Raw genomic sequence first — 25,450 nt, 5'->3', positions numbered from 1 at the left:
TTGCGGCGATCATCATCACGATCAGGTCGCCAAGCCGATGCGTGGCGTTGCCAGCGCGCGGATCGGGCAGCGCGCCGAAATAGCTCTCAAGGCTCGAAATGGCAGTCTCTCCTCAATTCGACTGCCTCTCAAGCCAACTTCAAGTCCCAAAAACCCATATGCGATTCCCCTGCACATAAGGGGGAGATGGTCGGCAGACCACGAGGTTCGCATCCAAGGATTGTCAGCGCCGCGTTCCGTCCCTCTGTCCTGCCGGACATCTCCCCCGCAAGGGGGGAGATTGGCAGCTCGCGCGCCGGCTCACACCCTAAAAAACACTCATCATCATCTTCGAAAGCCTCGCGCAGCGCCCCGGCCGCACGTCGCCCGGCTTCAGCGGCACGCCTTTGCCGGCAGCCACCGCCGGCTGGAACCAGCCGCGCAGCGCCTGGTCGGCGGCGCAGTAACCCCAATTTACCAGGTCGATCGTCTCTTCGCTTCCGAGGAAATGCAGCGAGGTGCCGATGTCGGCCGGCTGGGTGGCAGCGGTCTGCGTGAAGGTCGGCTCGGTCGCGTCCGGCTTGCTGGCGATCGACCAGAAGACGCCGCGCGCCGCCGCATAATCGGGCCGGCTCGCGTCGTTGGGCAGGCCGCGATCGTCGGCGTCCTTGGCCGCCTGGAAACGCGCCACGAGGTCGCGGCGCCTGAGCGAGCGCACCTGGTTGTCGGTGGTGTCGAGCACGCGCTTCAACTGCGAGAACCAGTTCCAGTAGCCCGCCCTCGAAGCCTGCCAGGGCGCGCCGGCGTCGCTGACCAGCAGCCAGCGGCAGCGCTTGAGCGCCGGCTCGATGCCGTGATTGTCGTAGACTCCGCCATCGGTGAGCACGGCGCGTGAAGGCGGCACCGGCAGGCCGACTGAAGGGTCGAGCTTGTCGTTGGTCCAGGCGAAGGGCGTGAGGTCGAGGCGCAGCGGCGACAGGAAGGGCGGGAAGGCCGAAGAGGCGGCGACCGCGGTCGCCACCGGCAGGTCGGCATTGTAAGCGACGCCGATGCGGTAGTCGGCGATGAAGCGCCGCGACAGGCGAAACAGCGAGCCGGTGTCGAGATTGCTGGAGCAGAACACGAACCAGGGCTTTTCCGGCAGGCTCTTCAGCATCGGCTTGGCGCCGGCGAACAGGCGCCGCTCGTAGCAGGCCGCGACTTCGCGCGCCGCGCTCGAAAACGGGTTCAACAGGCCCTTGAGGATCGACGGCGCGTCGAGGAAGACCTGCGAGAACTCCAATATCCTGTCGAGATAGATGTCGAAATTGCCGGCGACGCCATTGACGAAGCTGAAGCGCGGCCAAAGCACGGCCAGCAGCCCGGCTGCGATCGAGCCGCCCGAGACCGAGCTCACCATGTCGAGCTTTTCGAGCAGCCCGGCCTCGTTGAGACGACAGAGCGCGCCGGCGTGAAACAGCATGGCGCGGTAGCCGCCGCCCGACAGGCAGAGGCCGAGGTCATAGCGCTCGACCTTGCCGTCGATGCTGGCCGCGCCGCCTGGCGCCATCCCGATATCGGGCGCTGCCGTCTCACTGGCCATGAATGACTCCGATCGTTCGGCTTCCGGCGCACAATCCAGCCCAGCGCGGGCGTTCTGGCAAGCGGCGGAATCGCGGACCTTCGCGCCGCCAATCTTCTTTTCAGGGAGACATATCCGAACCGGTTGACCGGCACTCCGCCTACGCCAGGCCGCGATCAGGAAGCGATGGCGTGAACCTCGGGTCCGTTTGACAAGGCGGCCGGTCTCGCCGAAACATTGGCCCGATTTCGTGCCGCCGGGGAGCGGCGGGGCGGTGAGTTTGCCAGATATCCGCAACATCGCGCAAGGCACGCCCTTGCATGTGTCGACAGGCGCCTTGCCGATGCGCGACCGGCTGGGCATCTGGCTCGAATTCTACGGCCACAAGCTGTTCAACCTGGAGATCCAGCCTTTCGGCGACGAGCCGTTCCGGGCCGAGGTGACGCTGCGGTCGCTGCCGGGCGTGAGCATCACCACCGGCGCCCGCTCCAACGCCCATTACCGCATCAGGAACCAACATCTGAAGAGCGCCAGCGACATGGTCATGCTCGTTGCCGTGCTCGCCGGTCGCGGCCATTCGCAGCAACGCGACCGCGAGGCGCTGACCTTGCCCGGCCAGGCGGTGATGATGCTGACCAGCCAGCAGGCCACACATACGCTGGTCGATTCCGGCCGCTACCTGAGCCTCTATTTGCCGCGCGCCTCGCTCGCCTCGATGGCGCCCGGCTTCGAACGCCTCCTGGTGCGATCGATCGACGCCGGCCGCGAGGCGCTGCGCCTTCTCATCGGCTATGCCGGCATGATCGGCAGCGCCGGGGCGATCGCCTCGCCCGAGCTGCAGCGCGGGTTGGCCGCCCATATCCAGGATCTTCTGGCGCTCACCCTGGCCGACAGCGGCGAGGCCGTGGAGATAGCTCGCGGCCGTGGCCTCGCCGCTGCGCGCCTCGCGGCCATCAAGGCCGACGTCGCCGCCAATCTTCGTTTGCCGGGCTTGTCGGCTGAGGACGTCGCCAGGCGCCAGGGGCTGACGCCGGACTATGTTCGCAAACTGTTTCGCGGGCAGGGGACAAGCTTTGCCGACTACATGCTCGACCAGCGCTTGCTCGTTGTGCACAACGCGCTTTGCGACCCGCGCCTGGCACGCGTGCAGGTCGCCGCGATCGCCTACGACGCCGGCTTCGCCGACATCTCCTACTTCAACCGCCGCTTCCGCCAGCGCTTCGGCGCTACTCCGACCGACGTGCGACACGCGGCGCTGGCGTCCCGCTGACGGCTGGCACGCGTTACCCTGCTGCAACAGGTCCCGGGATTGCGCGAAGAGTCGCGCCCGGTCCAAGCCGCGGTCGCGCGGGTTCCAAGCCCGCGGCCGGCTTGTCGCCTATGGTGCGGCCATTCTGAAATCATACGGGGACATCTTCATGCGGCATCGCCTTTCCATTCCCAGCCTGGGGGTCGCGCTCGCTTGCGCGGCGTCCGCCGCGTTCACGGGCTTGTCGGCCGCGCGCGCGGCCGAAGCTCCCGCGCAAGCATTCGACTGGAGCGGCGTCTACGTCGGTGGCACGATCGGTTACGGCTGGGGCAAGAGCCACCATTTCGCCCAGGGCGTCTCGTCCAACAAGTTCACCATTGACGGTGCGCTCGGCGGCATCACCGTCGGCTACAATTATCAGGTCGATCGCTGGGTGTATGGTGTTGAGACCGATCTTTCCGCTGCCGGGCTGCATGGCGAGGATCCGACCGGCACCACGAACTGGAGCTGCGGGGCAGGATGCCAGACCAGGGTCGACTGGTTCGGCACGCTACGTGGTCGCCTGGGCTATGCGATCGACAGCACATTCCCTACTTCACCGGCGGCCTGGCCTATGGCGAAGCGGAAGCCAATCCGGATATCGCCGGCTACGGCGGTAAGGATACGCTGGTCGGCTGGACGGCCGGCGCCGGCATTGAGCATGCGTTCAGCAAGAACTGGACGCTGAAGGCCGAATATCTCTTTGTCGATCTGGGCAAGGTCGATCTCGCCGATTTTGGCCCCCCGTATGGCCGAGGCCATGCGGACGTCAAATTCGACACTGTGAGGATCGGCCTGAACTACAAGTTCTGACGCACGGCGTGGTGCGCTTCGCTCAAATTCTCCAGCGCCCTCACAGCTCCTTCTCCGCCAGCTCCCGGAACCCGTCCGGCACCGAGCGCGTGCCTTCCAGCGCCACCGTGCCGTAGCCGACGGCTTCCTTGCCGAAGCGCTGGCGGATCTTGTCGATGGCGCGGTCGGCGCCGAAGCGGGCCAGCCCCTTGCGGCTGCCGGGCTTGAGCTTCTCGTCCATCAGGCCGAGCGGCAGTTCGAGCTGCAGCTCGGCATGTTCCTCCAGATGCGAGACGGAGATGGCGAGCAGCGAGATGTCGCGTTCGCGCGGATGGGCGGCCAGCACGCCGCGCACCAGCTCCTCGGCGATCTCGGCCAGCATCGTGGTCGCCTGGATCGGCTGCTCCAGCGTCACCGAGCGCGTGACGGCGCGCATATCGGCGAAGCGGACACGCACCGTCACCGTGCGGCCCGGCCGGTCCTTGGCGCGCAGGCGGCTCGCCACGCGGTCGGCCAGATGCAAGAGCGTCGGCACGAAGACGTTGGGCACGGCAGGCTTCCTGCCCAGCGCCGATTGCGCGCCGGCGGAATGCGCTCGCCGACGGGTCTCGAGTTTGCGCGGGTCGCGATTCCAGGCGAGCCCGGCAAGCTTCTGCCCGGCGGCATGGCCGATCAGCCGCTCCAGCGCGCCGCTATGCGTGCGCGCCAGCTGCCCGATCGTCTCGACGCCGATCTCGGCCAGCCTCGCCTTGGTCGCCGGGCCGACGCCCCACATCAGCGTGACGGGCAGGTCATGCAGGAAGGCAAGCTCGGTGCCGGGCTCGACCACCACCAGCCCGTCGGGCTTGGCCACCTGCGAGGCGATCTTGGCGAGATGCTTTGTCCGCGCCACGCCGATCGAGATCGGCAAGCCGAGCTCGGCTCTGACGCGGTCACGGATTTTTCGCGCGATCTCGTCCGGCGGTCCAAACAGATGCGTGCAGCCTGCGACGTCGGCAAAGGCCTCGTCGATCGAGATGCGCTCGACCACCGGCGTGAAATCGTCGAGCACCTTGATCGCGGCATCGCCGAGGCGCTGGTATTCGGAAAAATGGCCGCCGACGAAAACGAGCTGCGGGCAGAGCTCGCGCGCCTTGCGGCCGGGCATGCCGCCGCGCACGCCAAAGACCTTGGCCTCGTAGGACGCGGCCAGCACCACGCCGCCGCCGACGGCGATCGGCTTGCCGCGCAGCGACGGATCGAGCAGCTGCTCGACCGAGGCGTAGAAGGCGTCGAGGTCGGCATGCAGGATGGTGGCAGCGGCGGCGTTCGTGGCGGGCATCGCGCGCTCTCTTGGCCATTTGTGTGGCATCGCAGCATTAGCTGCATCTTTTGTATGGGGAATTGACAGAACATAAAGAGAACAAAAGCGGTTCCATGTCAAGCCACCACGCTTGAACGTGCAAGTTCACACAACCTGGCCCTGCAGCCAGATAGAGTGCCGGTTGTGCACGGCCTCTTCCGGGATGTTGCCTAAGGGGACAGGCCGCGCGTGGCGACCCGTCTTCGCCTCTCAAGGGCGGCAATTCGAGACGACCCCTCCGGTCGCTTTCTGGTCGGGGCGACTGTTTGTGCTACGCCGGCTTGGCGTATTGTTCGGCGCTCAGCACCTCGATGCACTGGAACGGCTGGTTGCCTTCCACCCAGGCGTCGTGGCCAGGCGGAATGGTGTAGGAGGTGCCGGCCTCGAAGGTCTTTTGCGTGCCATCGTTCATCCGCACGGTGATCGACCCGGACACGACATAGCCGACATGCGAGACCTGGCAGCTGTCTGTCTTGACCACCGGTTTAACGCATTCGGACCATCTCCAGCCCGGCTGCATGTTCATCCGCCCGAGCGTATAACCCGGCAGCCGCACGATCTCGACTCGTGTCTTGGGGGGCGCGCGGACCTCGTCGGGATTGCTGTGCGATTTGGATTCGAATTTCGTCACCTTCGTTGCGACTTCGGCCATGGCATCCTCCCATGCTTGAAGCGGAGCCCGACGTTGCGATCGCCGGCAACCGCCGAGGGAACGATACGCCTTAACATGAGGTATTGCTAATATAATTGGGGACGGGCGCCGCGCAGCGTAGATTTTTGACCCGCTGTATCGGATGTTAATGCGGTCCCCGATTGTCCGGTGCTTTTCTGTACCTGCGCTGGCACGACGGTGGTTGAGGGATCCATCCGTTCTCGCCCGAAAAGGGAGAATTCGATGCAACCCTCGGCAATTGCTCGCGCGATACCGCCGCAGCCCCCGCAACCCCCATCTGGATTGTTCAGAGCCTGGTCGAGCGCGCCGCACGTCGCGCCCGGTGGAACGTAGCCGGGCAGGGAAGTTGGGCAGGGTAATCGACAACCACCAGGGAGGAAACCGATGCTTGATCAAGCCGTGAAAGGCTCTTCGCCGGTCGTCGCCGCGCGTCGTGGCTCGCCGGAGTTTCGCCAGTGCTGTGACAGCTATGTCTGTCCGGTCTGCAGCCAGGTCGTCGAACTGACGGATTATCGCCAGGTGCTATGGCATCAGCAGCCTGGCCATCAGCCCATGGATGCCGATGACTGAACATCCACTCTGAATCGTGTCGATGACACCTGGAGCGGCTCGACGCCATTGCGGAGGCGGAACCGCTCCGGGGGCGGCCCGCGCCTCCCAAGATCGCGCGGGCCGAAGGAGCGGCAACCATGGCCCTCTTGGGTTGCCGGTTTGCGTTCGCCAGATCAACCGCCGCTCGCCGGGGCGGGCGCTGGGCCAGGTGCCGGAGCAGCCGGTGCCGTCTTGGCCGGCGCGGGTGGCGTGCCGGCCTTTGGCGCCTCGATCTTTGGCGCTTCGATCTTGGGCGTGTCGATCTTGACGTTCACGTCGGTCGATTTACCGCCGCCACCACCGACATTGATGATGCCGGTGAAGAACAGCAGCCCGACGATCACGACGATGGCGAGAACGATCGCGACCGCGGTTCCGCCGCCGCCACCGCCGCCCGTGTTAACGACTGTAGGTCCGTCGGCCATGACTTACTCTCCTTTCGCCGATTTCGACTGCCGGCCAACGACACCGGAAAGCGATTGTTCCAGGCCTCGGGCGACGGTCTGGGATCACATTCAGACTGAAGTCGGACCTGTTGAACGCAGAGGCCCGAGGCGTCGATTTTTAAGAAACAAGACGGTCGTCAATTCATTGGCTTGCAAGCCGCCGGACAAAGTCCCTTCATCGGCGGTTTGACCACGGAGTGCCCGCCATTCCTGCGATATGGCGGGCACCCCTTTCCCTCTGGAAACATGGAGTTGCTGGCCGTGCAACCCGGCAAGACCATTGCGAATCTTTTTGCCGCGTTGCTCCTGGCAGGCGTTGTCGTCGGCGCCTTCCTCGTCTTTGGCAGGCCGCTCTGGCCCGAGCGCAGCGCCCATATGGTGGTACTTCTGCCAGTCGACACCATCGCGACCGGATCGGCGGGCAAGGCATGCCTCGAGCCATGCCTGCCTGCCCGCTTCGATCTCAAGCTCGCGCCCGCCAGGCCGTCCGATGATGTGGAGCGCGGGAACCAGCCGGCGGCCCATTCCGTTGACTGAGCGAAGGGATTGGCGCCGGCGGAGGCCGCCATGGATAATTTCGAACTCATCGATCTCTTATGCGTCATCGACGCCTGCGTGAGCGACCGTTCTGCCGGGCGCCTCGTGCCGATGTCGAAGGCCATCGAGGAACTGCGCGTGCTGACAGGGGATTTCGTCTCGTCGGACGAGGATGCGACCAACGCCTTGACGCAGGTTGCGCTCGAGCGCGGCTGCGCGGTGCTTTTCGACGAGCAGCCGGGCGCGGATATCGTGGGCGAGTTGTGATCTCCCCTTGATCTCCCCCTTGCGCAGAGATCGCCGCTCACTTGGCCAGCGTGATCATCCGTCCCGCATACATCTCGCGGTTCCCGAGCTCGGCCGTGCAGTCCGATCTCACGGCCGAGTTCCCCGTCATTGTGACAGTGTCGCCGACCAGGCGCAGGCAACTGCCCTGCGCGCTCATGTTCGAATTCCCCGCGTAGGCGATGGCGGCGTCCGGCGCGTAGATGAAGCCGCTCACCAGCGAGCCGGATCCGCCGTTGATCGTCAGCGCCTGGGTGTTGCCGTGAGCCTGGTAGATGGTGATGCCTTGATAGGGGCCGCTGGTCGGCGGCGACAGGTTCACCTGCTCGTTGGCGTTGATGTAAATTTGCGAATTCTCCATCAGGAAGATCGTCACGCCCTGGCCGCTCAGACTGCCATTGCCGCCGGGCTTAATGGTGACGTTGCGCATGATGTAGGTGCCCGGATTGAGGGTGATCTTCCCCGACAGGGTTTTGTCGCAATAGGTGCCCGGCGAGAGCGTTATCGTCTTGCCGTTGGGCACCGGCAGGCAGAGCGTGTAAGCGGGCGGAACGACGTCGGCCAATGGGTCGAAGGAGGCATACTGCTTCTCATGCGGGGTGCCGCAGGAAAGCGTGGCGCTGGGCGGCGTCAATCCTTGCGTGCCGCCGACCGTCGAGACGCACGCGGCGCTGACGATCGCCGAGCCACCGCGGTTGACGGAGTCGGCGGCGTCCGAATTGGCCGCGATCACGCAGCCGGTCATCGCCACATTGGTGGAGCCTTGCAGGTTGACAGCGTTGTCGGCGTGCTCGTCGAGCGCGAGCACGCAGGCCTGCGCGCCGGGCTTGATCTTGACCGATGCGGAGCGGGTCGCCTGCCAGGCAGGCATACCGGTAACCAAGGGCGGCCGGGTGATGCTCGACGACAGCGAAAGGAAATAGGCGCTCGGATCGCCGCTGGCACTGGCCTGCAGGGCGGCCACGCTGCCCGAATATTCCTGCGCGTCCGCCGCGCTCATATTGGCCGCGAAGAAGGTCTGGCCGAGCTGCTGCAAGTCATTCGCCGTCATGCTCGGCTGGTATTTGGTGCCGATCGCAAGGCCCGCGGCATCCAGCGAGTTCTGCAGTTGCGCTGCGTCGTCGCTCGTGCCCGTCAGGTCGATCGAGGCCGCCACGCCAAGCATCAGCGGCACCATGGCGACCGCGGTCGCGACCGCGAAGTTGCCGCGTCTTGAAGCCCAAAACCGTCGAAACATGGAACCCGCCCTTGCCGTCTAAGCAAGAGTGATATGCCCCGCCGTCTCAACGAGCGATTTGCAAAAAAGTTAAAATGCAGGAAGTGCTAAAATATATGGTTTTACGGATACTTACGCCTTAAGTCCTAAGTCTGTTAGGCCTTAAGTCTTAGTGTCTGCGGCGCAAGATGGGGGCAGCGGCCCGCTGCGGTCCTACCGGCGCAAGTCGAGCGAATTAATTAGGCATTCGTTCATACGGCGGTGATGACGATCACGCCTGGGATAGCTTGGGCGCGCGTGGCCATGGCCTTTTCGGGTCGGTTCTTCAGACAACTTTTTTCTCGGCTCGTCTCTCTGCGCTTTTGCGAAGGCAAGGGCGGCAATGTCGCGACCATCTTCGCGCTCACCCTGCCGGTCGTCGTCGGCGGCGCCGGGTTCGGCGTCGAAACCTCCTACTGGTACTATTCGAGCCTGAAGCTGCAGGCGATCGCCGACGCGGCCGCCTATGCCGGCGCGCTGGAAAAGATCGCCGGATCCGACACCGACACCATCACCACCGCCGCCACCTCATCGGCGACCTCGAACGGGCTGGGCACCGGCACCATCGTCGTCCACACGCCGCCGACGTCGGGACCGAACACGGCCAAGAAGGCGGTCGAGGTGATCGTCAACCAGAATCTCGACCGGATGTTCACCTCCATCTTCACGCAGACCAAGGTGCCGGAGCAAGCGAGGGCGGTGGCGCTTATCACGGATGCTTCCAAGGCCTGCGTGCTGGCGCTCAATCCCTCAGCCTCGCAGGCGGCGCTTTTTTCGGGCAGCACCAGCGTCAAGCTCACCGGCTGCTCGGTCATGGCGGATTCGCTCGCCTCCGACGCCATCAAGATCCAGGGCTCAGCGGGAGTCCAGGCCGACTGCCTGATCACCGTCGGCGGCGTCGTGCTGAACAATCCGCCGACGATGGTCTGCAAGTCGGCGATCACCCAGGCGCTTCCGGCTGCCGATCCGTTCGCCAGCCTGCCCACGCCCGCGGCCTCCAACCCTTGCCTCAACGACAGCAAGTCGAAGCTGAAGCCGGGTACCTACTGCAGCGGCATGAGCCTGAGCGGTAACGTCACCCTCGATCCTGGCGTCTATGTCGTGCAGGGCAATCTGAAGATAAACGCCAACGCCAACATTTCGGGCAGCGGCGTCACCATCTTTATGTCCGGCAGCTCCACCGTCAGCATCAACGGCAACGCCACCGTGACGCTGAGCGCGCCGACCTCGGGTACCTATTCCGGCGTGCTGTTCTATGGCGACAGGACGGGAGCGGCGGCACAGAGCACCTTCAACGGCACCGCCAGCTCGCTTTTGACCGGCGCCATCTATTTTCCCCGGCAGCAGGTCAACTATCTCGGCAATTTCTCTGGCACCAGCGGCTGCACCCAAGTTGTTGCCGACACCATCCAGTGGTCGGGCAATTCGACCATCAACCAGGACTGCTCGAGCCTCGGGATGAAGGACATCCCGGCCGCCCAGTCGGTTGCGATCGCCGAGTAGCGGCCATGCGGCGATCGGCAATCCGTTTTGGCAGCGACCGCGCCGGCGTCGCGGCGGTAGAACTCGCGCTGGTGATGCCGGTGTTGTGCGCCACGCTTCTCGGCATCCTCGACGGCTGGTCCTATGTCACGAGCTCGCTGGCGATGCGGGCAGGGGTCAAGACAGCGGCGAACCTGGTCATGGCCGGTGGCGACGACAGCGCCACGCGGGCCGCGGCGCTGGCGAGCTGGGAACAGAAACCTGCCGACGCCGCGGTCACCGTTACGCGCAGTTATCTATGCGGAACGACCGTGGTCACGTCGACGACCATCTGCAGCGGCCCGAAAGTGCCTACGGTCTTCGTCCAGATCCAGGCATCGGGCACGTGGACGCCGCCTTTTACCTTCGGCCCCTATCCAAACAACACCGTCATAGGCCATGTGCAGGTGGTCCGTGTCCGCTAAAATAACTTCATATAGGCAAAAGCTTCGGGCATTTGCCGGCAATATCGACGGCGGCTCCGGTCTGGAATTCGCGCTGATCGCGCCCTTCCTCGTCATGCTCCTATTCGCCATCTTCGCCTTCGGCTGGTCGATGAACAGCATATCCAGCGTGCGCTATGCACTCGAGGCCTCCGCGCGCTCCCTGCAACTCAACAACACGCTGACCCAGTCCGACATCCAGGCGATCGCCAAACAGAAGCTGCAGGCGCTTGGCTTGCAGAATGTCAACGTCACCGTTACCACCGATCCGGCGAGCGGCGGCTTCGCCATGGCGCATGTCAACGCCAGCTACGCCTTCGTCATCAGCTTCCCTTATTTCAGCAACTACCCGATCAGCTACTCGACCTCGGTGACGGTGCCGATGGTCAGCGGCTAGCCGATCGTCGCTCGGCATCTGCGCCTTACCTTAGCAATCTCTAAAATCGCAAGGTTGGCGCCAGCCAGGAATGCTAGGGACTTGCTGTGATCCATTTAGGAGCGCAGCCATGACCTCCCCCGTTGGAAGCCAGCACGGCGCCGGCGCAGTGCATCATACGAGCAAGCCGCAGCCATCTTCGGAAACCTTCCCGGGCAAGAGCGCCGACAGCATCGGCCATCTTGCCAAGGCCTCTGTCCTGGAGACCGGCGACGACGAACCGAACGCCCAGGGAAAAGCCGCGTCCCGGATCGCGCGGATGGACCTGACCGTGCTTTCCGCCGGTGGCTCCGGCGATGGACAAGGGGCCGAGGCGCCGACGGATCAGGATGCCGGCGACACGAACCCGGCGGATCTTTCCCTCTAGCCACGCCGGACCATGCGCATTTTCTGCCGGCGCTGAGCCCTCTTGTCGGACGGCGCTGACGTTTCTGCTTTGCCGTTTCTTACAAAGCAACAAAGGCTTCGGACCTTGGTCCGGCGGAACGAGGGTCTTCTTTGTTCCAAACGGCCCAAGGTAGCTCGGCCCTTTGTATTTATGTTTAGTTTCAATGGCTTACCGACGTATTTGGCGACGATCCCTATGCGACGTGAGGCCTCCTCTCATTTCGCAACCGCAATTGCTTAAAGTTTATCCGACGCCATTAGCAAATTCTCATAAGAGGCTGCCTAGCGGTTGGGCCTGAAAGCTGATTGATCTGCGGAGAAGCACAATGACAACAATGCGCAAAACACTTCTGGCATCCCTTGCCATTCTGGCGCTCGCGGCCGCCCCAGCGCTTGCCGGCAACGGTAACGGCCATGGCGGCGGCAATGGCCATAGCGGCGGCAACGGAAACGGCGGCGGCAATTCCGGCGGCAAGGGTAACGGCAACAGCGGCGCCGAGCATGGCAAGTCCTCTTCTGCTCACGGCCACAACAAGGGCACCGACGACGCGACAGCTGATGTTTCGACCGACGACACGACGACCGATGAGACGACGGCCGCCGCCGCGCCGAAGGAGAAGAACCTTCACGCCAAGCTCGGCCGGCTGAATTCGCTCCAGCGCAACATCAATGCCTATATGAATTCCAAGAGCAAGAAGTTCGCCGGCGTCCAGGCCTATGTGACGCAGGCCGCGGCAGCCCAGAACGCGCAGGCCAAGCTCGACGCGGCAAACGCCCAGCTGGCGGCCGACCAGGGCAAGCTCGCCGATCTCACTCAGCAGCTCGCCGACCTCAATGCGACCGACACGACCGGCTTCACGCCCGAACAGCAGGCGGCTCTCGATGCGCAGAAAGCCGATGTTCAGGCGCAGATCGACGCGCAAAACGCGGCAATCACCGCCGACAACCAGGCGATCACCGATGCCCAGACCGCGGTGACCAATACGCCGGCCCCCGATGACGCCTCACTCGACGCCGCCCTGCAGGACATGGCCAACAAGCCGGTCGATCAGCAGGTGACGGACTGGGCCAAGGGCGTGCTGGCCGACAAGATCGACCAGGCCGCCGCGGCGACGTCCACGCCGTGACGCGATCGCGGCGGACCCGTTAGAGGGCGAGCTGCCAGAGGGTGAACTGCCATGCCGCCGGGCCCCCGCCCGGCGGCTTTTTTCTGTCGACGTGGCAGCGTCCACGCACTTGCGGTCTCCGGAAGAAAAATGGCTCGCCTCGGTCGAGGCGAGCCAAAAGCGGGAGCCGCATTGTTGGGTGTCGGTCCCGCAACAGGTTGCCACCTGTTTTCGGGGAGGGGCCGGCGCCCTGCTGGCGAATGAAAGCCAAGACGCCGACCCGGCGGTGCGGATGTTCGTGAGTGTGCAGACTCGCGCGGAAGAATGTCGCGTCCCGATACACCTATCGCTTGGCATGGGCAGGCTGGCAACAACTTTTGATACCCACGCGCTGCCCATGTGCGGGATTGCGTCAAGCTGTTGCCGGGGACGTCTTTGCCGCAATGACCCTTGACGGGTCAGCACGGGCCAATGCGCCGGCGCGTCGGACCTCAGTCGCCTTGTATTCGCCGACACGCAACGCCAATGTAGTGTCGCGCTCCCTGTTCTTGCCCGCCAAGGTGCATGGTTCAGACTCCGCCGCCCCCGGCGAAACCGAGCCCAGAGATGGGGAGTTGAGAAGACGACGGTCGATTCCTCAGGGATGTAGCTGTTGCTTCAATTGAGCCCGCCACTGGTTCAAGCACCAGTAGGCGGGCTTTTGATGCCGGGGCCGACCTAGAGCAATTCCAGGAAAAGTGTGAGCGGTTTTCCGTCAGGTATTGCGTCAAAACAAGGAGATAGAGCGGTTCGCCGTTTCCGTGAAATGAAACGCTCTAAAGCGCGTCGCGAAGCGTTCAGATCCGCTCCATGCGCTTTGGGTTTTGATTTTGCGCATGTCGTTATCCCGAAACCGGTTACCGCTTTCGGGAAACCAGCTTTAATCGGCGTGATTGAGCAGGCGGGTGGCGTCGGCGCGATCCTTCCCGCCCATGGTGCCGGCGTGATCGATGCCTTCCACTGTGATGGCGAATGTCCCGTTTTCGGTCCTGCCGATAAAGCCCTTCGCCTTAAGGTACCAGAGGTGAAACTCGAGATGCTCGCGCGGGCAGCCTGACAGGCGTTCGAGCTCCTCGTCACCGATGCCTGGATTGTTGACGTCTCGCCGCCGCCTCACATAGAGAAGCGACAGCAGATTGGCCTGGATGACGGAATCCCTCGCCAAGCCGCGGGCGTCGCGCGCCTCCTCGGTAAGTTCGTGACGAAGGCCCAGATGCTCGCGGTAAACGATATCGTACTGGGCCCGTTTGACCGGGTCGCGTAGCGTATTATGGGCTTCGACGATCTCGCTGAAGCGCGCTTCATTGCCAGTTTCCCGATTGTCGGGATGGTAGCGCATCGCAAAGTAGCGGAAAATCCGCTCGATTGTTTCTGAATTGGCCTTCGGGCTAATTTCCAGGAGCTCGTAGTAGTCAATGAACATTGTAATTGTGCTTCCGAAATCACGGAAACCACTCCCCCGATCCGCAGCATTGCCCAAATGCTGCGCGCATGCAAGGCGCAGCACCTGGCTTTGAACAGCTATGGCCGGCGCGGGCCGCCCATCATACGAAACTGTAAGATTGCGGCCACAATTGCGGGAGATTTGGACCCAAATTTAGCCATGCTCTTTTTACCTATTCAGTAACGCGAAGGCGTGGGACGCCTCATTGCCAAGGGATTCAATGCAATGAAAACCGCAAGCGGATATTCAACTTATCAAATCACGCTGCATTGGTTGATAGCGGTGCTCGTTTTATTTCAGCTTTTCTTCGGCGAGAGCATGACAACCGTCGCGGACGCCGTTGAAAACGGACAGTTCGCATCCGCGTCGGACCAGGCGCTCGGATCCGCTCACTACTGGGTCGGCCTGGCCATCCTTGCGCTCGTGCTCGTTCGATTGGTCCTCAGGCTCGCATCCGGCGCGCCGGCGCCGACCAATCGGGGGCAGAGATGGATGCAAATCACCGCGCATGTATCACACGGCCTGTTCTATGTGCTGTTGTTGGCGACACCCGCGGCCGGGTTGCTGGCATTCTATGTGGGCGATCCCTGGGGGGATATCCATTCGCTCGCCAAGCCTGCGTTCATCGTGCTGATCGCCGTCCACGCCCTTGCCGCGCTGTACCACCAGTTCTGGCTGAAGGACGGGACGCTGAAGCGCATGCTTTCGCCCGCTGGTTAGAAGCATGTCTCTCGAAAATGGGAACCGGTTTCGGGATAAAGACATGCGTAAAATCAAAACTAAAGCGCAGGGAGCGAATCTGAAAGATCGCGACGCGCTTTGGAGACGTTCTTGAAACGCCACTTGGTCCGTCCACTATTCCTGTGGAATAAACCTCAACCTCTGCTACGTTAACCAAGTTTGAAATTCAGGTGGCAACCTGGCCGACCTCAAGCCCGGCCCCCTTTTTGGCTCGCTCCGAAATGGGCGAGCCTTTTTTTGCCAAGCCGCCTCTCGGCTTTCGTCCGACGGCTTCACCGACCTAAAGCATGTCTCCCGAAAGTGGGAACCGGTTTCGGGATAAAGACATGCGGAAAATCAAATACCTGAAGCGCATGGAGCGAATCTGAAAGATCGCGACGCGCTTTAGAGCGGTTCACCGTTTCACGGAAACGGTGAACCGCTCTATCTCCTTGTTTTGACGCAATTCCTGACGGAAAACCGCTCACACTTTTCCTGGAATTGCTTTAGGTGCGCCATGGCTAATATGGCTTGCTGGATATAGACTTCATAGAGTCGGGTCCACAGAGGCATTGGGAGGGACAACAGAATGCCACGCGTATCGGAACTCTTCTTCAAGACGGCCATAGTCTTTCTCATCCTGGGCATCGCCGCCGGGCTGCAGATGGCGATTTCGGGCGATCACGGCGCCTTCCCGGCGCATGCCCACATAAACCTTCTTGGCTGGGTCACCAGCGCCATCTTCGGCGGCTATTATGCGCTCAACCCTGCCAAGGCCGAGCGCCGCATCGCCATGATCCACTACGGCCTCTATACGGTCGGCATCGTGATCATGCTACCGGCGCTCTACTGGATGCTGGCGGCAGGCCATCCGGAGATCGAGCCGGTCGTGGCGATAGGCTCCCTGATCGTCGCCGCTGCAGTGCTGGTCTTTGGCTTCGTCGTCTTCTCGTCGTCGGAGACTGTGCGCTCCGCTTCACCAGCCACGGCGCGCTAGCTTGCCGTCGAGCAGGGGCTTCGGCTTGGACGGGTTGGAGCCTCCAACCGAAGAGCCAGGCAAGACGGCCGTTAGCCTTGGGCCGAACAACACTGGGTGCGGACGGGCGCTGGCGACAATGCCAAATTGATTGCGCTTCGGAAGCATAACGCCAGGGCTAGCCCGGCTCGCTGTGCTCGAGCAGAGGAGTGCGGTGTGTCGGGCGAAACGGTTTGCAGCCGGTCTCCGGGCAAAGCGATTGGCCGGCCATTCGCCAGCAGGCTGCCGCCGGCTAAGGCAACAGCTTCGGAAAAAACAGCGAAATGACCGCCTGGATGATGCCGTCGCGCTCGAACGGGCCAGGCAATTTCGCAGGCGAGGCGGCGCCATCGCTCGGCTTGGCCTGGTCGGCCGCGCGGCCTTCGCGCTGGACAAGCCACAGCACCGCCGCGAAATAGCCGGCCTGCAAAATGACGGCGGCAAGGACTGTCCAGCCCAATGCCTCCCAGATCGATCCGGTGGACATGAATGTCCAGCCCAGGATCACCAGAAGCGTCGCCACCATTCCTACAAGGAACTGCGGAAAATACATGTGCCCAACCGAGCGCCGCGACCTTGTCCGGTCGTCGACGATCTCGCCCAAATCTCTACCCGTCATGACCCATGCACCTTTTCCGAGTGGACCGCAAGCCGCAACGGGGTCGTCGGCGGTTCCCTCGCACTTTCGTCCGGTCTGGTTGGGACCACGGACGCAGGACTTATGTGTGAGAACCGCGAGTTGCGCCAAATCGTTCCCAAGGAACCCGCATTCAAGCAACACCTGATGGAACGCGGCGCCCGCCGGGCGCGGGCAGGAGACGCCGCGCGCCTTCGGGGCGCCTTCAAGTCTCGCAAAAAAAAGGCCCGCCGAACGAAGGGCGGGCCTTTTTCTCGTGATGCCGTGCGGATCAGGTCAGGATCAGCACGATCTTGTAAGTGTCGGGGTCGACGATGACGATGCGCCCGTCGGCGAGCACGAAATACTCATAGCCTTCGTAGGCCGGGACGATCTTGACGATACGGGCCGGCAGCCGATGCAGGCGGATCTTGTGCCGCGGCACCTCAACGCCGACCGAGATGTCGAAGCTGACGTCGCGGACCGGCTCCACCTTGGTCTCGTGGAGGATCTGCGTGACCTGCGTCCTCTGCTCGACCGTCACATTGTTGATCGAGGCCGTCTTGTTCTGGTCGGTCTCGACAGTAGTGTTACCCTGGGCATTCTGCTGGGTGCTGGTGCCGGTCTTGCTCTGGGCATTCTGCCCGGTCTGCATCTTGGTCGTGCCCTGGGCGTTCTGCTCGGTGGCTGTTCCGGTCTTGCTCTGCGCATTCTGCTCGGTCTGCGTCTTGGTCGTGCCCTGAGCGTTCTGTTCAGTGCTGGTACCGGTCTTGCCCTGCGCCTGCTGCTTCTTCTTCAGCGTGGTGTTGTCCTGGGCGTTCTGCTCGGTGCTGGTGCCGGTGTTGCCCTGGGCGTTCTGTTCGGTCTGCATCTTGGTGTTGCCCTGAGCGTTCTGCTCGGTGGTGGCGCCGGCCTTGCCCTGAGCCTGCTGCTTCTTCTTCAGCGTAGTGTTGTCCTGGGCATTTTGGTCGGTCTTGGCGCCGGCCTGACCCTGGGCCTGCTCTTCAGTATTGGCGCCGGCCTTGCCCTGGGCCTTCTGCTCGGCCTGCGGCTTCATCTTGCCCTGGGCCTTGCCGCCCTTTTGACAGTCAGTCTGGCCGGCGGCGCACCCATTGTCGCCGCTGGGTTGCGCGGATTCGGTTTGCGCCATCGCGGCGCCGCAACCGACGCCGAGCGCGATCATGCTCGTGATCAGCAGGTGTTTCATCGGATTTCTCCTCGCAAAGTCGGTCCCTTCGCTGAGAAAACCCCGCCCGGAATGCATTGTTCCGAAATTGTTTTGTCAGGCGCCACTGACGTCCTGCGAAAAGCGGCGTCCGCAATTTTTTGCCGGAACAAGGGCTGCCAAAGGGCGTTACGAACAGTGCCGACCGGCTGTGAATCGCAGGCGCAGCGTGAGAGGCATTACATCACAAATGAGGAGAATATCGATGAAACTGCATCTCACAACCGCCGCCGCGGGCCTGCTGCTCTTGACCGGTATCGGCGCCGCCGCTGCCGAAGACGTCATCATTCAGCCCGAGCAGGAGACCGTCATCCGTGAATACGTGCACAAGCAGCCGCTGGCGTCGGTCAAGGTTCCCGGCGTGGAACTCAACGTCGGCACGGCTTTGCCGGATACCGTTGAGTTGCACGAGGTTCCCAACGTCAAGTATCGCTACGCGGTGATCGAGAACCGGACGGTCGTCGTCGATCCCGGCACGCGCAAGATCGTCAAGATCATCGAGTAAGATCCGTCCGGCTGAGTTGACGGCCCGCCGCCGACAGGGCGGCCGGCCGTTAACCAAGTATTAATTCGTTACCGTCTGCTAATGGAACCTTCGTTCCGGGCAATGCGTTGCCGTTGCTGTGTTCGAAATTGCCTCATAGAGAACACAAGCATGCGCAGGATGCGGGAATCGGGCGGCGGCGAAACAGGCACGGGTTGGGGAGGAGTCTAACCGACATGTCGAAACGAGAAATCGGAACATCCCGTTCGCTCGGGATGCGCGTCGCCGATCTGAAGGCCAGGATGCGCGATGCCCGGATCACCGAACATGAGATGAAGACCTTTCAGAAGGTCGCTGCCATCATGGGGGGCGGCGATGGCTCCCTACGCATCGACGCGGACGATCTGATCGCCGCGTCCTTCGTCACCGAGCCGCTGGGCGAATCGACGCCGAACTGACAGCGGCCATCAGCCGAAAATCACCGGTCGGCCCAGCCGAGCTCAGCGATCCATCGGGTGCTGCGCTCGCTGCCGTGTGGGGCTTTCGCGTGCCCGGTTGCGCCTGATCTTCGCCTCGCGCAGCACCGCCACCGGATCGGCGCCGGTCCACTCGATCCCCGCCTTCCTCGCGAAGAGCAGGAATGCTTGCCTTGCCTTGTCGAGATCGATCTCTCCGGCCCGCGCCGCCTCGCAGGCGTGCAGCGCCGTTGCGCAGCTCTCGCGCTGTGAGGCCCGCGGCCATTCCTTGAGAAAGTTCTGCATCTCGGTCAGCGAGGCGATTTCGCGCTTGAAGCCGGCGCCGACGGCAATCGCAACCGGAGCCGGAAGTTCGATGTCGCTTATGATGGAACCTGATCGCATGGCGACCGCACCCCTTGGATTTCAAAGTCTTGGGCAGTTTCAATGCCTTCCAATGCGGAGCCGATGCGAAGGTTCCGCCAGAGCAATTAGTTGTCGCTGACGGAACAACCCCCCGCCGGCAGCGTTTGCCCAGGGAGCTCCAATGTTCGTCCTGCCGATGTTTCCGCCCCTCGCGGAGGCAGGGCGGAGCTCGCTGATACGCGATCCGAAGGATCGTCGTGAATCCAAACAGGAGAGAAACGATGAAAACCACCCTCATTCCAGCTGTCGCCGGCCTGGCTCTGATGGCCGGCATCGGCGTCGCGGCCGCGGACGAGGTGATCGTCACGCCCGAGCAGCAGACCGTGGTCAAGGAATATGTCCACAAGCACCCGATCGCCTCGGTCAATGTGCTTGGCCTGGAGCTTGGCGTGGGCTCGACCGTGCCTGACACTGTCGAGCTGCAGACCGTTCCGGACGTCAAGTACCGCTATGCGGTCGTCAACGACCACACGGTGCTGATCGATCCCGGCACGCGCCGCGTCGTCCAGGTGATCCAGTAACATCTGGTTCCGAAGAGCCCGATCCCTCCGCCGAAGCATCGGAAGGATCGGGCTCTTCTCGCATCGAGGCACAACGCCTAGAATAGCCAGCGGTTTGGGAGGCAACGAAGCGGAAGGAGTCGTTGCCATGCATCATCCACACGTCGAATCACCCAGCGTCGCCGCCACCGTTGACAAGCTGCTGGCCGAGCACAGGACTGGCCTGCTGACCATGCAAGAGGCAATTTCCCTGCTGCGGCAGCGCACGGGGACCGACCGCTCTGACGCGGATTTAGCCGGACTGATCGCAAAGAAGGCAGCGCATCTGGGCATCGCGGTCGTCGTCGACGGACACTGAACGAATTTGCCGCCTAAGTCGGTCGCATATGCGTGATACCGAAGACGCCGCGTGAAAATTCCGCTACTGTTCGCGCCGGGGAACCCGTCCCAACATCAGGAGGCGACAGTGACGGACGACAGGCACGAACGCATTCGCCAGCGCGCGCACGAGATCTGGGAAAAGGCCGGCCGGCCCGAAGGTGCTCATATGGAGCATTGGGAACAGGCAGCCGCCGAGATCTACGCGGCAGGCAAGCCGAAGAAAGCTGCGAAGAAGGCGGCTGCCGCCAAGGTCGAGAAGCCGAAAGCCGCCAAGGCGGAAAAGCCCGCCAAGGCCCCCGCCAAGGCAAATTCGGCCAAACCGAAAGCCAAGGCCTGATTTTTCGGCGGCAGCACCGCCGCCGGCTCATCCCGACGATCTCCGACAACGACCGGACGCGGCTGACCCACCCCGCCCGGCGGTTTGTGATGGAGACGCCCGAACTGCCGTTGAAGGCGCGTCGGCCTTAACAAGATTAGCTATCAATAAAATCAGATATTTCTCAAGGCGGGCGCGTAGCCGAAATCGCTAACGCGCTGCCTTCCTTGCATATTGAGCGACCGCGCAGATGAGGGCCAGCGCGGCTGTGTCGCAAGCGGTCCGCGATGGCGACGGTCCTTTAGCGAAAAGGATCGCGTCCGCGACCGGGACCGTCAGGCCGTATTTTTTAGCAAATGAGGTGACTTCGTAGGGTTGGTCGTCGGGTTGTATGCCGATGTCGATTTGCTGATCCATCAAACGAGTTCCTCCCTGGTGTGCGGCTTTACCCTCGTTCGCCTGAGGGGAATTAACGCCCGGCCACTTATCCGCGTCCACCAATTGCCGATTGTGTGAAACGATGCATTTGTCGAGGTGCGGAGCCGAAGGTTGCAGAGGCTGGCTGAGGGGCGGAAGTCCGCCCCTTCTCCCCTGTGGGAGAAGCTGGATCGGCGCGCAGCGTCGAGACGGATGAGGGGTGTTCCAGCTTGACGGCGACGTTCGTCACCGCAGGCATATAGTGCTAGATCTTCGGCGCCTCACCAGCTTCGCGAGGCCACCTTCTCCTGCAAGGGGAGAAGGGGGGCGTTAGATCACCACGCATCGCTCGACACGGCGAACCTCACACCCGCGGCGATCATCGCGCTCTCGCATTCGCTGATCAGCCTGAGGTTCCGCGAATATCGCGCCACCGTTTCCGGCAGCCATGCCGCGCAGGCCTCGACATAGGCGCGGCCATGCACCAGCGCGCCTGTCGAAAGCCGCTCCTCCTTCTCGGCGATCACCTTCAGATATTGGCGGATGAAGCGGATGTCGTCGGCGATGTCCTGGCTGGCCATGCGCCAGGCCGCGGCGAGGCGTTCGCGCTCGGCGAGCGGCAAGGGCGACAGCAATGGGCGGGAGAGGTCGGCGAAAGCGGCATGGTTCGCGGTGTTCAAGCAGGGGTCCCTCAACAAGGGAACTATCGTACTTTATGTACGAAATATCGTCAAGCATGGTTCGTACAATTTGAACGATGGACCGTTATAAGAAATCCGCGAAAATCTTATAACGAGCTGCATCTCCCATAGGGAGATGAGGCGCCTGGGCCAATCGACCCGGCAAAAAACCACTTCCCCGTTGCGGCAAACAGTGCTTTAACGCCGCCATCCACAGGGGTGCTCCGTACGGTCGGGGCTGAGATGGGGGCGGCAAGCCTTCGGACCCTAAAGCTGATCTGGATAATACCAGCGGAGCGAGGCGGGCCATGTTTTCCGGCGCACAGATTTCCCTTTATCCCATGACCGACGATTTCGTCGGCGTCATCCTCGGAGCGCTCGGCGCGCTCGATCCTTACCGCGACAGGCTCAGGATCGAGACCGACGACATCTCGACGCTGCTGGTCGGGCCGCCCGAGGTGCTGTTTGCGGCGATGCGCGACCTGTTCGTGGCGGCGGCCAAAAGCGGCAAGCACTGCGTTCTGTCGGCCGCCGTCTCGCGCGGCTGCCCCGGCGAGCCGGACGACCCCATCTGCCGTTCCGACGAGATCGGCGGTCCCGCGATCCCGCTCGATGAACGCAAGCGCGCCGCGCTCCGCGCCGTCGAGACGACGCCTTCGACCGACCAGCCGGTGGCGGCGCAATTCTCGCTCTACGTGATGGGCACCGGCGACCACATGGACGAGATCTATGGCTGCATCGAGTTCCTGAAAAACTCCGGCGTCTTCGAGCGCTCGAAAAACTTCTGCACCAAGCTGCGCGGCGATGCCGGCGCGGTGTTCGCCACGCTCAACGAAGCCTTCTGCCGCTTCGGCCCGGCCGCGGGCCATGTGACGCTCGACATCACCATCTCGGCCAACAGCCCGACCGCGGTTTGAGCCGCGCGCTGGAGTTGTCGAGGAGAGTGTCGTGGCTATTGGCCAAAGCATTGGTGCCGGCGAATCTCCCCCCTCGAGGGGGAGATGCCCGGCAGGGCAGAAGGGGTCCCAGCGCGTAGAGCGCCTACCTCCTCTGCGAAGCAGGATGAGGTCGGCGCTCTACGTGAGGCGTCCCCCTCTGGCCTGCCGGCCATCTCCCCCGCAAGGGCGGAGATCAGCTGTCGCGACCGCCTTCGCCAAGTTCTTCCCCGCCGCGCTCGCCTTCGCTCTTCTCCTCCTCGCCTGGGAGCTCTACGCCCGCCTCGGCGGCCTCGCGCCCACCGTGCTCCCCGCACCCTCGCGCGTGCTGACGCAAGCCTGGGAGAACCGTGCCGCGCTCGCCGAAAACACGCTCCCCACCATCCGCGCCACCCTGGCCGGCTTCGCCTGCTCGCTGCTTGCCGCCTTCATCCTCTCGGCGCTGGTCGATTTCCTGGCCCCGTTGCGCCGCGCGCTGTTTCCGCTGCTGATCGCCAGCCAGACCTTGCCGCTGGTGGCGATCGCGCCGCTGGTGGTTCTGTGGTTCGGCTTCGGCCTGCTGCCGAAGATCCTGCTGGTGGCCTTGGTCACCTTCTTCCCGATGATGGTAGCTCTGGTCGAAGGCTATGCCGCCACGAGCCCGGAAATCAGCCAGATGCTCGCTGCCATGGGGGCAGGGCGCTGGCGCATCTTTTGGCTCGCCCGGCTGCCCTCGGCGCTGCCCTATTTCTTCGCCGGCTTGAGAATATCCATCACCTATGCGGTGGTCGGCGCGATCTTCGCCGAATATGCGGGCGCGGCGAAGGGACTGGGCATCTACATGCTCAGCGCCAAGAACAACTTTCGCCCCGACCTGGTGCTTGCCGCCGTCGCCGTCAGCTCGGTGCTGACGCTGGCGCTGTTCGGCCTGGCGGTGCTGGCGCAGCGTCTCGCCATGCCCTGGGATAGGGCAGGGCGCGACCGCGATGCCGGATCCTCCGAGGGCCGGCCATGACCCGCCTCGAGCTTCGCGACGTGCGAAAAAACTTCGGCCCGCTGGAGGTTCTGGCCGGTATCTCGCTCCACGTCGCGGCAGGCGAGTTCGTCTCGATCCTCGGCCCCTCCGGCGCCGGCAAGTCGACGCTGTTCCAGTTGCTTACCGGCGCGATCCGGGGCGAGGGCGAGATGCGCTTCGACGGCGCGCCGCTCGATGGCGCCCGCTTCGCCTTCATGCCGCAGCGCGACGCGCTGATGCCGTGGCGGCGCGTCATCGACAATGCAACGCTCGGGCTGGAAGTGCAGGGCATGAAGCGCCGCGCGGCACGTGAGCGCGTGGCGCCCTTGTTCGCCGAGTTCGGCCTTGCCGGCTTCGAGCGCGCCTGGCCGGCCGAGCTGTCCGGCGGCATGCGCCAGCGCGCCGCCCTTCTGCGCACCGTGGTGCAGCAGCGCGACATGCTGCTTCTCGACGAGCCGTTTGGCGCGCTCGATGCGCTCACCCGCGCCGCCATGCAGCGTTGGCTGGAACGTATGTGGCGAAACCATCGCTGGACGGCGCTGCTCATCACCCACGACGTGCGCGAAGCGGTGCTTCTGTCCGACCGCATCTACGTGCTGTCGGCGCGGCCCGCGCGTGTCGTCACCGAAGTGGCGGTGCCGCTGCCGCGCCCACGCACCGAAAGCGCCGATCTCGCCCGCGAGGCGGCCGCGATCGAGGCCGGCATCCTCGACACACTGCTCGCCGCCGATCCGAATTCCCGACCATCCGATGGAGAGATGAAATGACCGACTTCACCCGCCGCCAGGCGCTGCTTCTGGCCGCCAGCCTGCCCGTTGCCGGGGCCGTCACACGTGCCCGCGCTGCCGCCCAGAAAATCACCGTGGCGCTCGACTGGACCGCCAACACCAACCACATCGGCCTGTTCGTCGCCCGCGACAAAGGTCTTTACCGGGATGCCGGTCTGGATGTCGAAATCCTGCCCTATGGCGACACCGGCTCCGGCACGCTGGTCGCCAACCGTGTCGCCGATTTCGGCATTTCCGGTTCGCTCGGTCTGTTCACCCAGAAGAGCGCCGGAGCCGACCTGAAGGCCGTCTACGCCGTCGTCCAGTCGGAGACCGGCCGCGTCGTCTTCAACGCCGACCGCGCCGCGATCAAAAGCCCGAAAAATCTCGACGGCCTGACCTATGGCGGCTTCGGCAGCGCCTGGGAAAACGCGCTGTTGCGGACCATCATCCGCCATGACGGCGGCAAGGGCGATTTTTCGACCGTTACGCTCGGTACCTCCGCCTATGATGCGCTGGCCAATGGCGCGGTCGACTTCACGCTCGAAGTCTCGACCTGGGAAGGCGTCGAGGCCGAACTGAAGGGTCTCAAGCAGCGCAGCTTCCGCTACGCCGACTATGGCGTGCCGGACGAGCACACCACGCTGATCGTCTCCAGCAACGCCTTCCTCTCCGCCAATCCCAAGGCAGCCGCCGCCTTCGTCCAGGCGACGCGGGCCGGCTATGCGTTCGCGGTTGACCACGCCAAGGAAGCCGGCGAACTGCTGGTCGCCGCCAACAAGGACACGCTCACCAACCCGGCGCTGATCGATGCCTCGCTCAAGGCGCTGAACGACGGGCATTTCCTGAAGAGCGCCGCCGGCGCCATCGGCACGATGGACAAGGCGAAGATGGAGGCGATGGGTGGCTACCTGTTTGCGTCCGGCATCCTGCTTGACGGCAACGGCAAGGCGCTGACGACGCGACCGGACTTCTCTGCCTATTTCAGCAATGAGTTCCTGGGATAGGGCGAACTGACGAAGGGCTGTCGGCCGAGAGCCCGGGCGGCGGCGGCCCGACAGGGTTCGACCAGCGGCGCTACCGTCATGCAATCGAGTGATGAAGTCTTCGCCGGTCGGCGCTAACGCTGCTCATATGCATGGCAACGAAGCCCATGCTCCTTCGAGCGCCGGCTGTGAGAGTGTGCCCACTCCCTAGTCAGGTTGCCAGTCAACCGGCGCCCTCATGGCCCGCTGCCGACATCTCGCGCAGCGGGCTTTTTCTTGGGGAAATGAATGGTGGCGGCCCGGCGCCATCGCTGTTGGGGTGCGAACGGTAGGCGCCGAGCCTAACCGACAGCTGCGTAAGGGATACGTCGCTGTCGGCTAACAAGGCTTATGCGCCGTTGCTAATAT

General features: G+C 63.5%; 32 protein-coding genes and 1 riboswitch. Of the genes, 21 read left to right on the top strand and 11 right to left on the bottom strand.

Annotated features, from left to right (window positions below):
- Positions 1-307: 307 nt before the first annotated feature.
- Positions 308-1,528 (bottom strand): patatin-like phospholipase family protein, encoded by a 1,221-nt coding sequence (locus EN869_RS29075; RefSeq protein WP_127230786.1) that lies wholly within the window; start codon positions 1,526-1,528, stop codon positions 308-310.
- Positions 1,529-1,814: 286 nt separating this feature from the next.
- Between EN869_RS29075 and EN869_RS29070 the strand changes: the two genes are divergently transcribed.
- Both EN869_RS29070 and EN869_RS35260 read left to right on the top strand, forming a co-directional pair.
- Positions 1,815-2,810 (top strand): helix-turn-helix domain-containing protein, encoded by a 996-nt coding sequence (locus tag EN869_RS29070; protein WP_127230726.1) that lies wholly within the window; start codon positions 1,815-1,817, stop codon positions 2,808-2,810.
- 498 nt (positions 2,811-3,308) lie between these two features.
- A complete protein-coding gene (locus EN869_RS35260) occupies positions 3,309-3,641 on the top strand; it encodes an outer membrane beta-barrel protein (protein ID WP_127230728.1) in 333 nt (110 codons plus the stop codon).
- A gap of 40 nt (positions 3,642-3,681) precedes the next feature.
- Here the strand turns inward: EN869_RS35260 and dinB are convergent, their stop codons facing one another.
- Together dinB and EN869_RS29050 are read right to left on the bottom strand one after the other, a co-directional pair.
- A complete protein-coding gene (gene dinB, locus EN869_RS29055; protein WP_127230729.1) occupies positions 3,682-4,941 on the bottom strand; it encodes a DNA polymerase IV in 1,260 nt (419 codons plus the stop codon).
- A gap of 292 nt (positions 4,942-5,233) precedes the next feature.
- Positions 5,234-5,614 carry a cupin domain-containing protein gene (locus EN869_RS29050; protein ID WP_127230730.1) on the bottom strand — a complete coding sequence of 127 codons (381 nt, stop codon included), beginning with the start codon at positions 5,612-5,614 and terminating at the stop codon, positions 5,234-5,236.
- 405 nt (positions 5,615-6,019) lie between these two features.
- Between EN869_RS29050 and EN869_RS29045 the strand changes: the two genes are divergently transcribed.
- Positions 6,020-6,205 carry a hypothetical protein gene (locus EN869_RS29045; protein WP_127230731.1) on the top strand — a complete coding sequence of 62 codons (186 nt, stop codon included), beginning with the start codon at positions 6,020-6,022 and terminating at the stop codon, positions 6,203-6,205.
- A 155-nt stretch (positions 6,206-6,360) separates the two neighbouring features.
- Here EN869_RS29045 and EN869_RS29040 read toward each other — a convergent pair whose 3' ends face one another.
- Positions 6,361-6,651, bottom strand: coding sequence for a hypothetical protein (locus tag EN869_RS29040; protein WP_127230732.1), 291 nt, complete (start codon positions 6,649-6,651; stop codon positions 6,361-6,363).
- Positions 6,652-6,918: 267 nt separating this feature from the next.
- On the opposite strand from EN869_RS29040, the gene EN869_RS29035 reads away from it, so the two are divergent.
- The gene (locus tag EN869_RS29035; RefSeq protein WP_127230733.1) at positions 6,919-7,209 is read left to right on the top strand and encodes a polymerase; all 291 of its coding nucleotides are present in this window, start codon (positions 6,919-6,921) and stop codon (positions 7,207-7,209) included.
- Positions 7,210-7,239: 30 nt separating this feature from the next.
- The gene (locus EN869_RS29030) at positions 7,240-7,476 is read left to right on the top strand and encodes a hypothetical protein (protein WP_127230734.1); all 237 of its coding nucleotides are present in this window, start codon (positions 7,240-7,242) and stop codon (positions 7,474-7,476) included.
- Between the two features lie 37 nt (positions 7,477-7,513).
- Here EN869_RS29030 and EN869_RS29025 read toward each other — a convergent pair whose 3' ends face one another.
- Entirely contained in the window at positions 7,514-8,731 is a 1,218-nt protein-coding gene (locus tag EN869_RS29025) for a TadE/TadG family type IV pilus assembly protein (protein WP_127230735.1), read from the bottom strand.
- A 282-nt stretch (positions 8,732-9,013) separates the two neighbouring features.
- Between EN869_RS29025 and EN869_RS29020 the strand changes: the two genes are divergently transcribed.
- From EN869_RS29020 to EN869_RS29000, 5 genes are all read left to right on the top strand, one after another.
- The gene (locus EN869_RS29020) at positions 9,014-10,252 is read left to right on the top strand and encodes a pilus assembly protein TadG-related protein (RefSeq protein WP_127230736.1); all 1,239 of its coding nucleotides are present in this window, start codon (positions 9,014-9,016) and stop codon (positions 10,250-10,252) included.
- A gap of 5 nt (positions 10,253-10,257) precedes the next feature.
- Entirely contained in the window at positions 10,258-10,695 is a 438-nt protein-coding gene (locus tag EN869_RS29015) for a TadE/TadG family type IV pilus assembly protein (protein WP_127230737.1), read from the top strand.
- Positions 10,685-11,110 (top strand): TadE/TadG family type IV pilus assembly protein, encoded by a 426-nt coding sequence (locus EN869_RS29010; RefSeq protein WP_245489603.1) that lies wholly within the window; start codon positions 10,685-10,687, stop codon positions 11,108-11,110. Before EN869_RS29015 ends, EN869_RS29010 begins: the two co-directional genes overlap by 11 nt.
- Before the next feature lie 109 nt (positions 11,111-11,219).
- The gene (locus EN869_RS29005; RefSeq protein WP_127230739.1) at positions 11,220-11,516 is read left to right on the top strand and encodes a hypothetical protein; all 297 of its coding nucleotides are present in this window, start codon (positions 11,220-11,222) and stop codon (positions 11,514-11,516) included.
- Positions 11,517-11,862: 346 nt separating this feature from the next.
- Entirely contained in the window at positions 11,863-12,663 is an 801-nt protein-coding gene (locus EN869_RS29000) for a hypothetical protein (RefSeq protein WP_127230740.1), read from the top strand.
- Positions 12,664-13,561: 898 nt separating this feature from the next.
- On the opposite strand, the gene EN869_RS28995 is transcribed toward EN869_RS29000, so the two are convergent.
- Positions 13,562-14,104, bottom strand: coding sequence for a J domain-containing protein (locus tag EN869_RS28995; protein WP_127230787.1), 543 nt, complete (start codon positions 14,102-14,104; stop codon positions 13,562-13,564).
- A 246-nt stretch (positions 14,105-14,350) separates the two neighbouring features.
- Between EN869_RS28995 and EN869_RS28990 the strand changes: the two genes are divergently transcribed.
- Both EN869_RS28990 and EN869_RS28985 read left to right on the top strand, forming a co-directional pair.
- A complete protein-coding gene (locus tag EN869_RS28990) occupies positions 14,351-14,845 on the top strand; it encodes a cytochrome b/b6 domain-containing protein (RefSeq protein WP_127230741.1) in 495 nt (164 codons plus the stop codon).
- A 589-nt stretch (positions 14,846-15,434) separates the two neighbouring features.
- Positions 15,435-15,842: a hypothetical protein gene (locus EN869_RS28985; RefSeq protein ID WP_095820511.1), complete on the top strand. Its 408-nt coding sequence runs from the start codon at positions 15,435-15,437 to the stop codon at positions 15,840-15,842.
- A gap of 271 nt (positions 15,843-16,113) precedes the next feature.
- On the opposite strand, the gene EN869_RS28980 is transcribed toward EN869_RS28985, so the two are convergent.
- A complete protein-coding gene (locus tag EN869_RS28980; RefSeq protein ID WP_245489604.1) occupies positions 16,114-16,479 on the bottom strand; it encodes an exopolysaccharide production repressor protein in 366 nt (121 codons plus the stop codon).
- 289 nt (positions 16,480-16,768) lie between these two features.
- Entirely contained in the window at positions 16,769-17,683 is a 915-nt protein-coding gene (locus tag EN869_RS28975) for a DUF1236 domain-containing protein (RefSeq protein WP_127230742.1), read from the bottom strand.
- Positions 17,684-17,906: 223 nt separating this feature from the next.
- On the opposite strand from EN869_RS28975, the gene EN869_RS28970 reads away from it, so the two are divergent.
- Both EN869_RS28970 and EN869_RS28965 read left to right on the top strand, forming a co-directional pair.
- Entirely contained in the window at positions 17,907-18,206 is a 300-nt protein-coding gene (locus tag EN869_RS28970) for a DUF1236 domain-containing protein (RefSeq protein ID WP_127230743.1), read from the top strand.
- A gap of 215 nt (positions 18,207-18,421) precedes the next feature.
- Positions 18,422-18,643, top strand: a complete 222-nt coding sequence (locus EN869_RS28965) for a hypothetical protein (RefSeq protein ID WP_127230744.1) — start codon at positions 18,422-18,424, stop codon at positions 18,641-18,643.
- 42 nt (positions 18,644-18,685) lie between these two features.
- Here the strand turns inward: EN869_RS28965 and EN869_RS28960 are convergent, their stop codons facing one another.
- Positions 18,686-19,045, bottom strand: coding sequence for a DUF982 domain-containing protein (locus EN869_RS28960; RefSeq protein ID WP_127230745.1), 360 nt, complete (start codon positions 19,043-19,045; stop codon positions 18,686-18,688).
- 242 nt (positions 19,046-19,287) lie between these two features.
- Between EN869_RS28960 and EN869_RS28955 the strand changes: the two genes are divergently transcribed.
- The 3 genes from EN869_RS28955 to EN869_RS28945 all read left to right on the top strand — a co-directional run bounded on the left by EN869_RS28955 (position 19,288) and on the right by EN869_RS28945 (position 20,284).
- The gene (locus tag EN869_RS28955) at positions 19,288-19,587 is read left to right on the top strand and encodes a DUF1236 domain-containing protein (RefSeq protein ID WP_127230746.1); all 300 of its coding nucleotides are present in this window, start codon (positions 19,288-19,290) and stop codon (positions 19,585-19,587) included.
- 127 nt (positions 19,588-19,714) lie between these two features.
- Positions 19,715-19,924, top strand: a complete 210-nt coding sequence (locus EN869_RS28950; protein WP_112125332.1) for a hypothetical protein — start codon at positions 19,715-19,717, stop codon at positions 19,922-19,924.
- 108 nt (positions 19,925-20,032) lie between these two features.
- Positions 20,033-20,284, top strand: coding sequence for a DUF2934 domain-containing protein (locus tag EN869_RS28945; RefSeq protein WP_127230747.1), 252 nt, complete (start codon positions 20,033-20,035; stop codon positions 20,282-20,284).
- Positions 20,285-20,473: 189 nt separating this feature from the next.
- On the opposite strand, the gene EN869_RS28940 is transcribed toward EN869_RS28945, so the two are convergent.
- Together EN869_RS28940 and EN869_RS28935 are read right to left on the bottom strand one after the other, a co-directional pair.
- On the bottom strand, positions 20,474-20,680 hold the full coding sequence (locus tag EN869_RS28940) for a hypothetical protein (protein ID WP_127230748.1): 207 nt from the start codon (positions 20,678-20,680) through the stop codon (positions 20,474-20,476).
- 335 nt (positions 20,681-21,015) lie between these two features.
- A complete protein-coding gene (locus tag EN869_RS28935) occupies positions 21,016-21,360 on the bottom strand; it encodes a hypothetical protein (protein WP_127230749.1) in 345 nt (114 codons plus the stop codon).
- A 205-nt stretch (positions 21,361-21,565) separates the two neighbouring features.
- A riboswitch (TPP riboswitch) is annotated at positions 21,566-21,678 on the top strand.
- On the opposite strand from EN869_RS28935, the gene EN869_RS28930 reads away from it, so the two are divergent.
- From EN869_RS28930 to EN869_RS28915, 4 genes are all read left to right on the top strand, one after another.
- Positions 21,669-22,277, top strand: coding sequence for a YkoF family thiamine/hydroxymethylpyrimidine-binding protein (locus tag EN869_RS28930; RefSeq protein WP_127230750.1), 609 nt, complete (start codon positions 21,669-21,671; stop codon positions 22,275-22,277). (Overlaps the previous riboswitch by 10 nt.)
- Before the next feature lie 163 nt (positions 22,278-22,440).
- Positions 22,441-23,289: an ABC transporter permease gene (locus tag EN869_RS28925; RefSeq protein WP_245489605.1), complete on the top strand. Its 849-nt coding sequence runs from the start codon at positions 22,441-22,443 to the stop codon at positions 23,287-23,289.
- A complete protein-coding gene (locus EN869_RS28920; RefSeq protein WP_127230752.1) occupies positions 23,286-24,056 on the top strand; it encodes an ABC transporter ATP-binding protein in 771 nt (256 codons plus the stop codon). Before EN869_RS28925 ends, EN869_RS28920 begins: the two co-directional genes overlap by 4 nt.
- Positions 24,053-25,063 carry an ABC transporter substrate-binding protein gene (locus tag EN869_RS28915; RefSeq protein WP_127230753.1) on the top strand — a complete coding sequence of 337 codons (1,011 nt, stop codon included), beginning with the start codon at positions 24,053-24,055 and terminating at the stop codon, positions 25,061-25,063. Before EN869_RS28920 ends, EN869_RS28915 begins: the two co-directional genes overlap by 4 nt.
- The last annotated feature ends 387 nt before the right edge of the window (positions 25,064-25,450 follow it).

The sequence above is a fragment of the Mesorhizobium sp. M2D.F.Ca.ET.226.01.1.1 genome, from assembly GCF_004022705.2.
Taxonomy (GTDB): Bacteria; Pseudomonadota; Alphaproteobacteria; order Rhizobiales; family Rhizobiaceae; genus Mesorhizobium.
The sequence above is the reverse complement of the archived record's forward strand: the minus strand, read 5'-3'. Positions and strand labels throughout refer to the sequence as shown.